This window comes from Pseudomonas brassicacearum (assembly GCF_003732225.1).
Lineage (GTDB): Bacteria > Pseudomonadota > Gammaproteobacteria > Pseudomonadales > Pseudomonadaceae > Aquipseudomonas > Aquipseudomonas brassicacearum_E.
Window position 1 is genome coordinate 23139 of record NZ_MOBJ01000015.1, and the last position, 14845, is coordinate 37983.

At 59.7% G+C, this 14845-nt stretch carries 16 protein-coding genes; 5 read left to right on the forward strand and 11 right to left on the reverse strand.

Translation table 11 applies throughout. The annotated features are described in order from the left end of the window. Positions 1-20: 20 nt before the first annotated feature. The 3 genes from BK659_RS21825 to BK659_RS21835 all read left to right on the forward strand — a co-directional run bounded on the left by BK659_RS21825 (position 21) and on the right by BK659_RS21835 (position 2537). A complete protein-coding gene (locus BK659_RS21825; protein WP_123427005.1) occupies positions 21-1028 on the forward strand; it encodes a methionine ABC transporter ATP-binding protein in 1008 nt (335 codons plus the stop codon). Further along, positions 1028-1702: a methionine ABC transporter permease gene (locus tag BK659_RS21830; RefSeq protein ID WP_123427006.1), complete on the forward strand. Its 675-nt coding sequence runs from the start codon at positions 1028-1030 to the stop codon at positions 1700-1702. Before BK659_RS21825 ends, BK659_RS21830 begins: the two co-directional genes overlap by 1 nt. Before the next feature lie 61 nt (positions 1703-1763). Then, positions 1764-2537 (forward strand): MetQ/NlpA family ABC transporter substrate-binding protein, encoded by a 774-nt coding sequence (locus tag BK659_RS21835; protein WP_123427007.1) that lies wholly within the window; start codon positions 1764-1766, stop codon positions 2535-2537. Positions 2538-2642: 105 nt separating this feature from the next. On the opposite strand, the gene BK659_RS21840 is transcribed toward BK659_RS21835, so the two are convergent. From BK659_RS21840 to BK659_RS21860, 5 genes are read right to left on the reverse strand one after another with little or no spacing between them, the layout of a single operon-like run. Next, positions 2643-3278: an SCO family protein gene (locus BK659_RS21840; RefSeq protein ID WP_123427008.1), complete on the reverse strand. Its 636-nt coding sequence runs from the start codon at positions 3276-3278 to the stop codon at positions 2643-2645. Then, complete coding sequence (gene cyoE, locus BK659_RS21845; protein WP_123427009.1) at positions 3275-4174, reverse strand: heme o synthase; 900 nt, start codon at positions 4172-4174, stop codon at positions 3275-3277. The genes BK659_RS21840 and cyoE overlap by 4 nt, the downstream gene beginning before the upstream one ends. After that, the gene (locus tag BK659_RS21850; protein WP_123427010.1) at positions 4162-5241 is read right to left on the reverse strand and encodes a COX15/CtaA family protein; all 1080 of its coding nucleotides are present in this window, start codon (positions 5239-5241) and stop codon (positions 4162-4164) included. Before BK659_RS21850 ends, cyoE begins: the two co-directional genes overlap by 13 nt. A 10-nt stretch (positions 5242-5251) precedes the next feature. Then, on the reverse strand, positions 5252-5842 hold the full coding sequence (locus BK659_RS21855) for a hypothetical protein (protein ID WP_123427011.1): 591 nt from the start codon (positions 5840-5842) through the stop codon (positions 5252-5254). Beyond that, complete coding sequence (locus tag BK659_RS21860; RefSeq protein ID WP_123427012.1) at positions 5808-6548, reverse strand: SURF1 family protein; 741 nt, start codon at positions 6546-6548, stop codon at positions 5808-5810. The genes BK659_RS21855 and BK659_RS21860 overlap by 35 nt, the downstream gene beginning before the upstream one ends. Positions 6549-6618: 70 nt before the next feature. On the opposite strand from BK659_RS21860, the gene BK659_RS21865 reads away from it, so the two are divergent. Further along, positions 6619-6822: a twin transmembrane helix small protein gene (locus BK659_RS21865; RefSeq protein WP_123427013.1), complete on the forward strand. Its 204-nt coding sequence runs from the start codon at positions 6619-6621 to the stop codon at positions 6820-6822. A gap of 8 nt (positions 6823-6830) precedes the next feature. Here BK659_RS21865 and BK659_RS21870 read toward each other — a convergent pair whose 3' ends face one another. The 4 genes from BK659_RS21870 to coxB form a co-directional block, all read right to left on the reverse strand. Then, positions 6831-7718, reverse strand: a complete 888-nt coding sequence (locus tag BK659_RS21870; RefSeq protein ID WP_123427014.1) for a cytochrome c oxidase subunit 3 — start codon at positions 7716-7718, stop codon at positions 6831-6833. Between the two features lie 34 nt (positions 7719-7752). Further along, positions 7753-8310: a cytochrome c oxidase assembly protein gene (locus BK659_RS21875; RefSeq protein ID WP_123427015.1), complete on the reverse strand. Its 558-nt coding sequence runs from the start codon at positions 8308-8310 to the stop codon at positions 7753-7755. A gap of 138 nt (positions 8311-8448) precedes the next feature. Then, positions 8449-10044: a cytochrome c oxidase subunit I gene (gene ctaD, locus BK659_RS21880; protein WP_019694463.1), complete on the reverse strand. Its 1596-nt coding sequence runs from the start codon at positions 10042-10044 to the stop codon at positions 8449-8451. An 82-nt stretch (positions 10045-10126) separates the two neighbouring features. Further along, positions 10127-11254, reverse strand: a complete 1128-nt coding sequence (gene coxB, locus BK659_RS21885) for a cytochrome c oxidase subunit II (RefSeq protein WP_123427016.1) — start codon at positions 11252-11254, stop codon at positions 10127-10129. 373 nt (positions 11255-11627) lie between these two features. On the opposite strand from coxB, the gene BK659_RS21890 reads away from it, so the two are divergent. Continuing rightward, on the forward strand, positions 11628-12278 hold the full coding sequence (locus BK659_RS21890; protein WP_123427017.1) for a hypothetical protein: 651 nt from the start codon (positions 11628-11630) through the stop codon (positions 12276-12278). Between the two features lie 91 nt (positions 12279-12369). Here the strand turns inward: BK659_RS21890 and BK659_RS21895 are convergent, their stop codons facing one another. Beyond that, the gene (locus BK659_RS21895; RefSeq protein WP_123427018.1) at positions 12370-13911 is read right to left on the reverse strand and encodes a SulP family inorganic anion transporter; all 1542 of its coding nucleotides are present in this window, start codon (positions 13909-13911) and stop codon (positions 12370-12372) included. 89 nt (positions 13912-14000) lie between these two features. After that, positions 14001-14732 (reverse strand): carbonic anhydrase, encoded by a 732-nt coding sequence (locus BK659_RS21900; protein WP_123427019.1) that lies wholly within the window; start codon positions 14730-14732, stop codon positions 14001-14003. Positions 14733-14845: the final 113 nt, after the last annotated feature.

The following is a 14845-nucleotide window of genomic DNA, read 5'->3' on the forward strand; positions in this document are numbered from 1 at the left end:
CGCCCCACAAGGTTCGCTACGTGATCGAGTTTCAAAACGTCCATAAAACTTACCGCGTTGCCGGTAAGGATATTCCCGCGCTGCACCCCACCAATCTGTCGATTGAGAACGGTCAGGTGTTCGGCCTGATCGGTCATTCCGGTGCGGGAAAAAGTACCCTGTTGCGTCTGATCAACCGCCTGGAAAACTCCAGCGGCGGCAAGATCATCGTCGATGGCGAAGAAGTTACCGCGCTGGATGCCAATGCTCTGCGCCGCTTCCGTCAGCAAGTCGGGATGATCTTCCAGCACTTCAACCTGCTGGCCTCCAAGACGGTTGCCGACAACGTTGCACTGCCGCTGACCCTGGCCGGTGAACTGTCGCGCAGCGAGATCGACCAGCGCGTGGCCGAGTTGCTTGCTCGCGTCGGCCTGTCCGACCACGCAAAGAAGTACCCGGCGCAGCTGTCCGGTGGCCAGAAGCAGCGCGTCGGCATCGCCCGCGCCCTGGCGACCAAGCCGAAAATCCTGCTCTGCGACGAAGCCACCAGCGCCCTCGACCCGCAAACCACCGCGTCGGTCCTGCAACTGTTGGCCGAGATCAACCGTGAGCTGAACCTGACCATCGTGCTGATCACCCATGAAATGGACGTGATTCGCCGGGTCTGCGACCAGGTCGCGGTAATGGATGCCGGCGTAATCGTCGAACAAGGTCCGGTAGCCGACGTGTTCCTGCACCCGAAACATCCGACCACCAAACGCTTCGTTCAGGAAGACGAGCAGATCGACGAAAGCGAACAGCGCGACGACTTCGCTCACGTGCCGGGCCGTATTGTGCGCCTGACCTTCCAGGGCGACGCCACCTACGCGCCGTTGCTGGGCACCGTCGCTCGGGAAACGGGTGTGGACTACAGCATCCTCGCCGGTCGTATCGACCGCATCAAAGACGTCCCCTACGGGCAACTGACCCTGGCGGTCACCGGTGGCGACATGGACGCGGCGTTTGCCCGCTTCACCGCAGCTGACGTCCACATGGAGGTGCTGCGTTAATGGAAGCCCTGATGAGTTTCTTCGCCAATATCGACTGGTTCGAAATCTGGCTGGCCACCGGTGACACCTTGCTGATGCTGGGCGGTTCGCTGTTGTTCACCGTACTGCTCGGCCTGCCGCTGGGCGTGTTGCTGTTCCTCTGCAGCCCGCGCCAGTTGCTCGAGGCCAAAGGCGTTTACGCACTGCTGTCGCTGATCGTGAATATCCTGCGTTCGCTGCCGTTCATCATTCTGCTGATCGTGATGATCCCGTTCACTGTGTTGATCACCGGCACCTCGCTGGGCGTCGGCGGTGCGATCCCGCCGCTGGTGGTGGGCGCTACGCCGTTCTTCGCCCGACTGGTGGAAACCGCCCTGCGTGAAGTCGATCGCGGCATTATCGAAGCGACCCAGGCGATGGGCGCGACCACCCGCCAGATCATCATCAACGCGCTGCTGCCGGAAGCCCGCCCGGGCATTTTCGCAGCGATCACGGTGACCGCGATTACGCTGGTGTCCTACACGGCCATGGCCGGTGTGGTCGGCGCCGGTGGCTTGGGTGACCTGGCGATCCGCTTCGGTTACCAACGTTTCCAGACTGACGTGATGGTGGTGACCGTAGTGTTGCTGCTGGTGTTGGTCCAGGTTCTGCAAACCGTCGGCGATAAGCTGGTGGTGCACTTTTCCCGAAAATAAATGCAATCGCCGGCCACGGCTGGCAGGCGCCCGAACGGGTGCCTCACAAGGAGTTTGCTGGATGAAAAAACTACTCGTCGCGTTCGCTGCCGTTGCAGCGTTTTCTGCTCAGGCCGCTGAAACCCTGACCGTCGCCGCTACCCCGGTTCCGCACGCGGAAATCCTTGAGTTCGTGAAGCCGGCACTGGCCAAAGAAGGCGTCGACCTCAAGGTCAAGGTGTTCACCGACTACGTGCAGCCAAACGTACAGGTTGCCGAAAAACGCCTGGACGCCAACTTCTTCCAGCACCAGCCGTACCTCGATGAGTTCAACAAGGCCAAGGGCACAAACCTGGTGAGCGTTGCCGGTGTGCACCTGGAGCCGCTGGGCGCGTACTCCAGCAAGTACAAGACTCTCGCTGAACTGCCAGGTGGCGCCAACGTGGTGATCCCGAACGACGCCACCAACGGCGGCCGCGCGCTGTTGCTGCTGGAGAAGGCCGGTCTGATCAAGTTGAAGGATTCGAAAAACATCCTGTCGACCGTCAAGGACATCACCGAAAACACCAAGGACCTGAAGTTCCGTGAACTGGAAGCCGCGACCATCCCGCGTGTGCTGACCCAGGTCGACCTGGCGCTGATCAACACCAACTACGCGCTGGAAGCCAAGCTCGATCCGTCCAAGGACGCCCTGGTGATCGAAGGCAAAGACTCGCCTTACGTGAACATCCTGGTCGCCCGTCCGGACGACAAGGACAGCGACGCGATGAAGAAACTGGTTGCTGCCCTGCACAGCCCGGAAGTAAAAGCCTTCATTCTGGAGAAGTACAAAGGCGCGGTATTGCCGGCGTTCTGATCTAAACACTACAAAAAAGATCGCAGCCTTCGGCAGCTCCTACAGAACACGATATCCGTGCGTAGGAGCTGCCGAAGGCTGCGATCTTTTTTTGTGCCTGAAGAATTACTGACGCTTGAGCATCACCGGCAACTGGGCCACCAGTTTCGTGTTGTTCAACGGCGCACGAATGAACCCGCGCTGCGTGCCGTCCGGCCCGATCACCGCCAGGTTGCCGCTGTGGTCGACGGTGTAGTTGGGTTTGCTGGTGTCAGCCGGAATGAACGGAATGCTCACCGCATTGGCGACTTTCTGCAGGTCTTCGACCGAAGCCGGCGTCAGGCCAACAAATTGCGGATCGAAGTAACCCAGGTATTGCTTGAGCTGCTTGGGGGTGTCGCGGTTCGGGTCGACGCTGACCAGAATGATCTGCAGCTTGTCGACCGCATCCGCCGGCAGCTCGCTCTTGATCTGCCGCAGTTGCGCCAGCGTCGTCGGGCAGATGTCCGGGCAGAAGGTGTAGCCGAAGAACAGCAGACTCCACTTGCCTTTCAACGCGTTGACCGTGACCGGTTGGCCGTCCTGATTGGTCATCTGTACATCCGGCAGGTTGCGGCTTTGCGGCAACAGGATGATCCCCGCGTCGATCAGCGCAGTCGGGTCGCCCTGGCCTTTGCCAGACAGTACTTTGTTGACGGTAAGCCCCAGGACCAGCGCGATCAGGGCAACAAGAATGAAGACGGTTTTCTGGGTTCGAGTCATAGGTTCAACAATAAGTAGTGGTCTACGAGCAGGGCGATGAACAGCAGGAACAAGTAGTAAATAGAGTACTTGAAGGTGTTGATCGCCGCGTGCGGCTGAGTGCCACGGTACAGCACCACGGCCCATTGCAGAAACCTCGCGCCCAGTCCCAGGGCGCAGATCAGGTACAGCAAGCCGCTCATGTGAATGACGTAGGGCATCAAGCTCACGGCCAGCAGGGCGAAGGTGTAAAGCAGGATGTGGATCTTGGTGTAATGCTCGCCGTGGGTCACCGGCAACATGGGAATATCGGCCTTGGCGTACTCCTCCTTGCGATGAATCGCCAGCGCCCAGAAATGCGGCGGCGTCCAGGCAAAGATGATCAGCACCAGCAGCAGCGGTTCGGCGCTGACATGCCCGGTGGCGGCAACCCAACCCAACAGCGGCGGCGCGGCGCCGGCCAGCCCGCCGATGACGATGTTCTGCGGCGTGGCGCGCTTGAGGAACCCGGTGTAGACCACTGCATAGCCAAGCAGCGAGGCAAGGGTCAGCCAAGCAGTCAGCGGGTTGGTGAAGGCCAGCAACAAGGCCTGCCCGGCCACCGCCAGCAGCAGTGCGAAGGTCAGTGCGGCGGTCGGTGAAACCCGGCCTTCGGCCAGTGGCCGCTTATGCGTTCGCGCCATTACCGCGTCGATGCGCCGGTCCACCACATGGTTGACCGCCGCCGCACCGCCCGCGCAAAGACCAATCCCCAGATTGCCAAACACCAGCACCGTCCACGGCACCCCGGCACGGGTGGCGAGGAACATGCCAACCAGCGAGGTAATCAGCATCAACACCACGACTTTCGGTTTGGTCAGCTCCAGATAGTCACGCCAGACCGCCCGGCTCTGCCGTTCACCGATCAGGGTCGCCATGGCATTTCTCCTTTTATTGTTATGGGCCCGGCCGTGTGTTGACGCGGACTGAAGCGCCAGCGCCCGGGTGCCTGCTGCCTGACTCGAACCAGGCTGGTTCGTGCGTGATAATTGACCAACACCATCGTCAGCAACAGCGCCGCGCCACCCGCGTTATGGGCGACGGCCACCGGCAACGGCAGGTGAAACAGCACATTGCTGATGCCCAAGCTGATCTGCACCGCCAAGGCCATCAGCACCAGACCGGCGAGCCGGGTCATGCCGACGACCTTCAGCTGCCAGGCCAGCCCCAGCAGGACTAGCGTGACCAACAGCGCGCCAATGCGGTGAGTCAGGTGAATCGCCGTGCGCGCATCGCTGTCGAGCTGCCCGCCGAGGTAATTGGGGCCGATGTGTTGGGTCAGGTGAAAACCGTTGGCGAAATCGGCAGGCGGCAACCATTGACCGTGACAGGTGGGAAAGTCGATACAGGCCACTGCTGCATAGTTGGAGCTGACCCAACCGCCAAGGGCGATCTGCCCGACCACCAGCAGCAACCCGGCCGTCGCCCAGTACTGCAAACGTCGCGGCACGATCAGCGCCGGCAATACACCGGACAAACGCAAAGTCAGCAAAAACAGCAGGCTCAAGGTCGCAAAACCACCGAGCAAATGCCCCGTAACCACCTGCGGCCAGAGTTTAAGAGTGACCGTCCACATGCCGAATGCTGCTTGGGCGAACACCACCGCCAGCAAGAACAACGGCAGCTTCAGGGGTTGATCCAGATGATGACGGTGGGTCCAGGCACGCGCCGCCAGCAACACAATCAGCAAGCCAAGGGTGCCGGCGAAATAGCGGTGGATCATCTCGTTCCAGCCCTTGTGGGCAACCACCGGGGTGTCCGGAAAATGCAGCTCGGCATGGGCCAGTTGGGCTTCGCTTTTCGGCACGCTGATAAAACCGTAGCAACCCGGCCAGTCCGGGCAACCGAGGCCGGCGTGGGTCAGCCGGGTATAGGCGCCCAGCAAGACGACAATCAGTGCCAGCAAGGTGGCAAACAGCGCGAGGCGAAATCCAGGCTTGGCCATGACGATGCCCTTATCCGATGTTCGACAGTTTCAACAGGTGGCGCAGGTCGTTGAGCAAGTCCTTGCCTTTGACGGTGGGGTCGTAGCGCAGCACCAGGTTGCCGTGGGGATCGATGATCCACAGCTGCGCCGTACCTTTGCCCTGAACGTTTTTGCTGTAGGTCGAGAGGTCCAGTGGATAACGCTGCAACTGCGGGTACTCACGTTTGAGCTTAGCCTCATAATCCGCGCTCAAGGGTTGGCCGGCGGCCAATGCATGACTGGCACGCGAAGCATCCCGCCCCAGACCGACCTGAATCTGCCGGGCCAGGTACACCAACTGCTGACAATCCACCGAGCAGTCCTGCGGTGCGGTCACCAGCATCTGCCAACGGTCTTCGTCCGCCTGCACCCCCAGGTCGGCACGGCTCTGACCGTTGCCGATCAATTCACCGTGATAGCTGCGACCTTCCGGCACCCAGAACTGCAACTTGTACATGCCGGTGGCGAGGATCATCGGACCAATCACCATCAGCAGGATCAGCACCAACTGCCAACGCCCACGACGACGATGTGGTGCCTGCGCTTCAGACATGTTGGGTGGACTCATGGCCGCTCCCATGCTGTTTCTCCTTTGCATTGTGCCATCCGAAGTAGAGATAAAGACCGAACAGTGCGAGCGCCATGGCGAACCACTGCACGGCATAACCGAGGTGTTTTTCCGGCCCCATGGCCACGACCGGCCAATCGGCCTCGTAGGACGCCGGGCCCGCTTCTTCACGTAATTCGTACGCAAAACCGTTGCGGCCCAATTCGCTCCAAAGCTTGGCCGGATCGATCGCCGTCACCAGCCGTGGCCAGTTGGCATTCGCCGGATCGGCATGCAGCTGAAAGGTCGCGCCCGGTGCGACATACACCCAGGCGTCGAGGCTCAGGGACTGTTCGGGGGTGGTGAACACGGGCGGTTTGCGCCGATCCGGCCACGGCAGCCAGCCGCGATTGAGCAATAACCAAAGGCCGCTGGCCTGGTCATGAAAGGGTTGCAGCAGCTCGACCCCTGGCCGGCCATTGCGGGTGCGGTTGTCCAGCAGGTAACTGTGGGCGGCATCGAACTGGCCATGCAGGCGAACGCGTCGAAATGCCGGGTCTTGTGTGCTCGACAGTTGTTCACTGGGCATCGGCTCAGCCGCGCGGCGTTCGGCGTAGCTCTCCAGCAACACGCGTTTCTGCTCGCCCCGGCTCAGCTGCCAAAAGCCCAGAAAGACCAGCAACGGCAGCAAGGCGAGCACCACCAACGTCGGCGCGATGCCCGGCCGAAAGCGCTTCATGACGCCGCCAGAAGATCGTTAAACGGGATAGCTATACTCAAGTGCATTGCATTCCCCCCGGAGTCTCACCATGCTCAAAGCAGCCATCGTCCTGATGCTGATTGCCACGGTTGTCAGCCTGTTCAGCGGCCTGTTTTTTCTGGTCAAGGACGACAGCAGCTCAAACCGCCTGGTCATCGCCCTGAGTGTTCGTGTCAGCCTGGCTGCCATCACCGTCGGCTTGATTGCCTGGGGATTCTTCAGCGGCCAGTTGGTGTCCAGCGCGCCCTGGTAAGCGCTGCCTCAAAGCACGTAAACGAAGACAAACAGACCGATCCACACCACGTCGACGAAGTGCCAGTACCAACTGGCCGCCTCGAAACCGAACTGGTGATCGGCATCGAAATGCCCACGCATGATCCGCATCAGCATCACGAACAGGATGATCGTGCCGATGGTCACGTGAGCGCCGTGGAAACCGGTCAGCATGAAGAACGTCGCGCCATACACGCCTGAGCCCAGGGTCAGCCCCAGTTCGTGATATGCATGGATGTATTCCTTGGCCTGGAAGCCAAGAAACCCACAACCCAGCAGCACCGTCAGCGCCAGCCAGAGTTTCAATGCACCGCGATGGCCTTTCTTCAAGGCATGGTGGGAGATGGTCACGGTGACGCTGGAACTGACCAGCAACACCGTATTCAGCAGCGGCAAGCCCCAGGGGCTGATGACTTCCCTGGGCGGCGGGAAGAGTGTCGGGTCAGGGGTGTGCAACAACGGCCAGGCGAACTGGAAGTTCGGCCAGAGCATGTGCGCGATGCCCTTATCGCCCTCGCCGCCGAGCCAGGGCCCGGACAGGTTGCGCACGTAGAACAGCGCACCGAAGAAAGCGATAAAGAACATCACCTCGGAGAAAATGAACCAGCTCATGCCCCAACGGAACGATCGATCAAGCTGCGAGCTATACAGCCCTGCGCGGCTTTCCTTGATCACTGTGCCGAACCAGCCAAACAGCATGTAGGCCAGCAACAGACCGCCAACGAAGAAGATCAGCGGGCCGTGGGATTCCGGGCGCGCTGCCTTGAGGTCGTTGAACCAGGTGGCCAGGCCAAACACGGTGACGAACATGCCGATCGTGGCAATGATCGGCCATTTGCTCTGGGCGGGAACGTAATAATGCTCATGACTTGCCATTTATTGTTCTCCTTATCGGGCACGCTTGAACGCCTCAAGGACCGGCATTGGTGTTTGCCACGACCGGTGGATGACGTGCGGTGATATCGAACAGCGTGTAAGCCAGCGTCAGGTGCTTCACATCCTTGGAAATCTCACGGTCAACGATGAAACGGACGGGCATTTCGATTCGTTCACCGGGTTGCAGCACCTGTTGGGTGAAGCAGAAGCACTCGGTCTTGTGGAAATACACGGCTGAGTCGCCCGGAGAAATGCTCGGTATCGCCTGCGCACTCATCGGGTGATCGGTCGGGTTGCGGGCGACAAAGATCATCTCGTTCACCGCCCCCGGATTGATCACCATGTCGTCGGCCTTGGGATAAAACTCCCAGACCATGTCCACGGCGTTGGTCGACAGAAACTGCACGCGAATTTGCCGCGACTTGTCGACGACCTGCTCGCCTTCGTACTGCCCGGCGGTTTTGCCGTTGATGCCAAACGCCTTGCACATCACGTCGTAGATCGGCACCAGGGCAAACCCGAAGACGAACATGCCGGCCACCACCAACAGCAGCCGGGTGACCAGCTTTTTCATGGAAACAGAGTCAGCCATGATGGCGGGTCTCTATATAGAAATAGAACCTTGTGGGAGCGAGCTTGCTCGCGATAGCGGTGCGCCTGACACACCGCGTCGCCTTCATCGCGAGCAAGTCGGATCGCCGCACCGTCGCTCCCACACAAGAAAGGCTGTTCATTTCACTTCCGGCGGCGTGACGAACGTGTGATACGGCGCCGGCGACGGCACGCTCCACTCCAGGCCTTCCGCGCCTTCCCATGGTTTCGCCGGGGCCGCCGGGCCACCGCGGATGGTCTTGATCACGATGAACAGGAAGAAAATCTGCGTCGCACCGAAAGTGAACGCACCAATCGACGACACCATGTTGAAGTCGGCGAATTGCAGGTTGTAGTCCGGAATTCGCCGCGGCATACCCGCCAGGCCCACGAAGTGCATCGGGAAGAAGGCCATGTTCATGCCGATGAACGACAGCCAGAAGTGCAGCTTGCCGAGGGTTTCGTCGTACATGTGGCCGGTCCATTTCGGCATCCAGTAGTAGGCCGAAGCGAAGATTCCGAAGATCGCCCCCGGCACCAGCACATAGTGGAAGTGCGCGACCACGAAGTAGGTGTCCTGGTACTGGAAGTCCGCCGGGGCGATGGCCAGCATCAACCCGGAGAACCCGCCAATGGAGAACAGGATCACGAACGCCACGGCAAACAGCATCGGTGTCTCGAAGGTCAACGAGCCTTGCCACATGGTGCTGACCCAGTTGAACACCTTGACCCCGGTGGGCACCGCGATCAGCAGCGTCGCGTACATGAAGAACAGCTCGCCCACCAGCGGGATGCCGACCACGAACATGTGGTGCGCCCAGACGATGAACGACAGAAAGGCAATACTCGCCGTGGCGTAGACCATCGAGGTGTAGCCGAACAGTGGCTTGCGGGCGAAGGTCGGAATGATCGAGCTGACGGCACCGAACGCCGGCAGGATCATGATGTACACCTCGGGGTGGCCGAAGAACCAGAACACGTGCTGGAACAGCACCGGATCACCCCCACCGGCAGCGCTGAAGAAGCTGGTGCCGAAGTGGATGTCCATCAGCATCATGGTCACGCAACCCGCCAGCACCGGCATCACCGCGATCAACAGGAACGCGGTGATCAGCCAGGTCCAGACGAACAGCGGCATTTTCATCAGGGTCATGCCCGGGGCACGCAGGTTGAGGATGGTGGCGATCACGTTGATCGCGCCCATGATCGAGCTGATGCCCATCAGGTGGATGGCGAAGATGAAGAAGGTCACGCTTTCCGGTGCATAGGTCGTCGATAGCGGGGCGTAGAAGGTCCAGCCGAAGTTCGGTCCGCCACCCGGCATGAACAGCGTCGACACCAGCAGCAGAAACGCTGCCGGCAGCAACCAGAAGCTGAAGTTGTTCATCCGCGGCAGGGCCATGTCCGGCGCGCCGATCATCAGCGGGATCATCCAGTTGGCGAGGCCGACAAACGCCGGCATCACTGCACCGAAGACCATCACCAGGCCATGCATGGTGGTCATTTGATTGAAAAACGCCGGTTCGACGATCTGCAGCCCAGGCTGGAACAGCTCGGCGCGGATCACCATGGCGAACGAGCCGCCGAGCAGGAACATCATAAAGCTGAACCACAGGTACAGCGTGCCGATGTCTTTGTGGTTGGTGGTCAGCACCCAGCGCATCAAGCCCTTGGCGGGACCGTGGACGTGGTTGTCGACAATTGCATGACCGTGGTCATCGTTCACAGCATTCATGGCCTGTCTCCTGCAAACGGGTGGGCTGGGCGGCTCGGGGTGCTTAGCCCCAAGCGTTCACGGGAACACGCAATAGACCGGGTCATTTGCTTGCCGCCTGTTTGAGGGTCAGTACGTCTTTAGGGGTGACCATGTCGCCTTTGTTGTTGCCCCAGGCATTTCGTTCGTAGGTCACGACGGCTGCGATATCGACTTCCGACAGCTGCTTGCCGAACGCGGCCATGGCGGTGCCGGGTTTGCCGAAGAACACGCGGTGCAGGTGGTCCTCTATCGGCCCGGTCGCGATTGGCGAGCCTTTGAGTGCCGGGAACAGCGGCGGCATACCCTGGCCTTCAGGCTGGTGACAGGCGGCGCAGGTGGTGTGATAAATCTTGTCGCCACGCTCCTTCAGCTCGTCGAGGGTCCATTCTTTGCTGGTCAGCTCTTTGAGCTTGGCGGCGTCGGCTTTGCGATCGGTCAGCCAGGTGTCGTAATCGGCCTTGGTTTTGACGTCGACCACAATCGGCATGAAGCCGTGGTCCTTACCGCACAGCTCGGCGCACTGGCCACGGTAGATGCCGGGCTTGTCGATACGGGTCCAGGCTTCGTTGACGAACCCGGGAATCGCATCGCGCTTGACCGCAAACGCCGGCACCCACCACGAGTGGATGACGTCGGCGGAGGTCACCAGAAAGCGCACCTTGGCACCGATCGGCAGCACCAGCGGCTGATCGACTTCCAGCAGGTAGTTTTCGCCTTTGGCGCTCTTGTTGTGGATTTGCTCTTGCGATGTGGCCAGGTTGCTGAAGAACTCGACATCCTGGCCCAGGTATTTGTAGTGCCACTTCCACTGATAACCGGTGATCTGGATATCGATATCCGGTTCACTGGCGTCGTACATCTTGATCAGGGTCGCGGTCGCCGGAACAGCCATGGCGACGAGAATGATGAAAGGCACCACCGTCCAGAGGATCTCGACCGTCGTACTTTCATGGAACTTGGCGGCCACCTGCCCGGTGGAGCGTCGATGCACCATCATCGACCAGAACATGGCGCCGAAAACGATGATGCCGATCACCACACAGATCCAGAAGATGGTCATGTGCAGATCAAATACTGCGTGACTGATTTCAGTCGCTCCAGGCGCCATATTCACAGTCCAGGCCGCTTGCGCCTGGCTGAAAATCGACCACAACAGGAGGCCCATCCAGACGTGTGGATGTCGCATCATTGCGGGTTCCCCTTATCGTTCTTGTTATCCCGCCGGCTAACACCAGCGGCAAGGGAGCGGCTTTTTCAGACTACGAACTTGAATCGCCGGGCCTTGCTGCCTATGCAGTCGGGCGTCATCAGCTAACTCCATTCAGATCCGAGTATAGACAGCGAGTGCGACCTCGCAACGCGATGGCGTAAATCAACTGAAACACCTTGCACTTGCGCCACAGGCCACGGATGGAGAAGGATGTGGGATCGGTGATGGCAAATCGATATAACGCAGCGGCATCAAAGGTGAAATAATTATGACAAATACGTCTTAGCCACTTTGATAAGCAGGCTAACTTATGTCTTCCCCTATTTCCTTGCATTCGTTTCCTGGAGTTTTCATGAACACCGCCGCATTGCGCGAGCAGATTCAACGTGCCCAACAACATGAAGCCGAAACCGGTCAGCTGACCCGTCAGCTGGAAGTCCAATTGCCGCACCTGCACTCCGCCATCCAATTGCCGGACGTCGACGCCAATGGCGTGATGACCCGTTTTGTTGCCGCTTATATAGAACAAGTGCCAGACCTGCTCGACGCCGCCAACGACGTAGCTCGCGAAGCGGGTATCGAGTCGCAGATCAAACCGGTGCTGAAAATCGCCGAGCAGTTCTTCCTCCAGCCACCGGCAATCATGGCCGGTCACGTTGGCCTGGATAGCCTGCTGGACGAAGCCTATCTGGCGCATCGCCTGGTAGAAGAGGTTAACGATCTCTACATCAAACATTTCGGCCAGCCACTGATCCCATTGGACATGACTGTCGCCAACCTGATTGCCCACCAACTGATCGGCGAGGACTTCGCCAATCAACTGGATGAGGCTGTACATCACGCCGTCGACGAGATGCTGAATGAAGAAAGCTTCGCGCTGGAATCCGTCGAAGCCTACCGGGAAAAGCTCAACAGCCCGGACACCGGTGCCGCCTGGAAGCGCTGGCCGTGTTTGTCGCGCCAGCTGGGCGTAGGTCTGGAACTGGATCAGCCAGCGGCTTGATCCGTAGCGTCTAAAAGATCGCAGCCTTCGGCAGCTCCTACGGATGAATGTAATTCCCTGTAGGAGTTGCCGGAGGCTGCGATCTTTTGCTTTAAGCCTTGACGGAGCCTACCCCCACGGTTGTCCGCAATCGCCCCTCCAACCTTCGCTTCAACCCACGCGCCTCAATTAACAATTTCGAGCCTTTGCTGGCATTGGCCCGCCCCCATTCCTCAAGCAATTCCAGGCATGAGTGGTCGATGTAACTCAGGTTATTCAGCGGCACATGCACCGTCGCACCGGCTGGAATAGCCCCCAGCACCTGGGTCAACGCCGGCACCTTGAGAAAGGTCGCAGCGCCCACCAGTCGCAACTCCATTTCACCCTCTGCCGGAAGGTCGATCAGGCTGATCTTCAATCGCGAGGCCTTCCAGGCCAGCTTCGCCAGGGTCAGGCCGAAACCGATCAGCACCCCGGTCAGCAGGTCACTGAAGATGATTGCCAGTGCGGTCACCGCATAGGTAAACATTGGCATTCGGCCATACCGTCCCAGTCCGCGAAACGCCTTCAGATCCACCAGTTTCACCCCGGTATACACCAGCACGCCGGCCAGGCTGGCCACCGGAATGCTTTGCAGCACACTGGACAGCAGCATCACAAACGCCAGCAGCCAGACACCGTGGAGAATCGCCGACAACCGAGTCTTGGCGCCAGCCTGTACGTTGGCTGAACTGCGTACGATCACCCCCGTCATCGGTAGCGCACCGACCAGACCGCAGAGCATGTTGCCCACACCCTGGGCTGACAATTCGCGGTCGAAATCCGAACGCTCGCCGCTGTGCATGCGATCCACCGCGGCGGCCGAGAGCAGGGTTTCGGCGCTGGCGATGAAGGCCACGGCGAAGGCCGCGATCAGCAGGTTGGGGTCAGCCAGATTCAACAGGTCGGCCGGTTTCAGCCAGTCAATCGCCTCGGCCAGGTTAGCCGGGACTTCGACCCGTTTGACGTTCAATGCCAGCGCCAGACTGGCAAGGGTCGCCAAACCAACGCCGAGCAAGGCGCCGGGAATAAAGCGCAGCGCTTGCGGACGAAACTTCTCCCACAAGCCCATCACCAGAATCGTCGACAGCCCAAGCAGACCGGCCTGCCAACCCAGCCCGCCACCCAGTATTGGCACGGCTTGGGCAATGGCCGCCGGAAACCCGCTGAGGTTATCCAGGCCGGAGGGTTTAGGGAGACCGTCGAGCATCACATGCATCTGCGACAGCACGATCAGCACACCAATGCCCGCCAACATGCCGTAGACCACTGCCGGCGCCGTCACGCGGAACCAGCAGCCCAGGCGCAAACGCCCGGCCAGCAGTTGCAGAAACCCGGCCAGTAGCAAAATCGGCCCGAGCATCGCCACACCATGCTGGCGTACCAGTTCAAAGACCAATACCGCCAGCCCCGCAGCCGGACCACTGACTTGCAGCGGCGAACCGGCCAGCCAACCGACCACCAGGCCACCGATAATCCCGGTGATCAGGCCCTTGGACGGCGGCATGCCGGAAGCGATTGCAATGCCCATGCACAAGGGCAGGGCGACCAGAAACACCACCACCGAAGCGAGCAGCTCCCGTGGCAAAACAGCTTTCAATTGCGCAGCACGCATTAGCGTTCTCCTGAGATTCTTCAGGCGCGGCGAAGCCCGACCGCTTTTTCAGCGGTCCTGGCCAGACCAGACACGGTGTTTAGGAGGATTTAGAAGCGCGCTTTTGGCGTCGCCATGGGTATCGGATGACTGCCGTCCAGAGGCAGGAAGCAGCCCTTATCCGCGTCGTAGGCTTTGATTTCGCTGGTTTCGATGCTGTAGACCCAGCCATGGATAAACAGCTGACCATTGGCCATGCGCGAGGCCACTGAGGGGTGAGTGCGCAAATGCTGCAACTGGGCGATGACGTTTTCTTCGGTAAGCACCTGCATGCTTTCATTTTCGTCAGCGCAATGGCAGTTTTCCTGGACCATGGTTTTTGCTACTTCGGCATGACGTAGCCAGGCTTTGACCGTGGGCATTTTTTCCAGGCTTTGCGGATTGAGTACCGCACGCATGGCACCGCAATCGGAATGCCCACAAATGATGATGTGCTGCACGCCAAGGGCCAGCACTGCATATTCGATGGCCGTGGAAACCCCGCCGTTCATCTGGCCATAGGGCGGCACTACGTTGCCAACGTTGCGGGTGACGAACAGATCGCCAGGGGCGCTTTGGGTAATCAATTCGGGAACGATGCGCGAGTCCGCGCATGCAATGAACATCGCTCTGGGCCGCTGAGCCGTAGCGAGTTTCTTGAAGAGTTCTTCCTGTTGCGGGAAGACCTCGTGGTGGAAGTGTAAAAAACCGTCAACAATATGCTGCAGCGCTGCATCGGCGCTTTCGGCCTCGGGCAGGGCGGAAGCCGACGCAGCCAACGGCTGTTTATCCTTGTCACTCATAATTCATCCTCTTTGACGGAGTAGGGAAATTTTCCCGTTTTACCTGGGATAAAGCCAGCGACTGGCTGGAAAACATTCAGATCGCCGACCAGTGACCATCTAGTCACTCGATG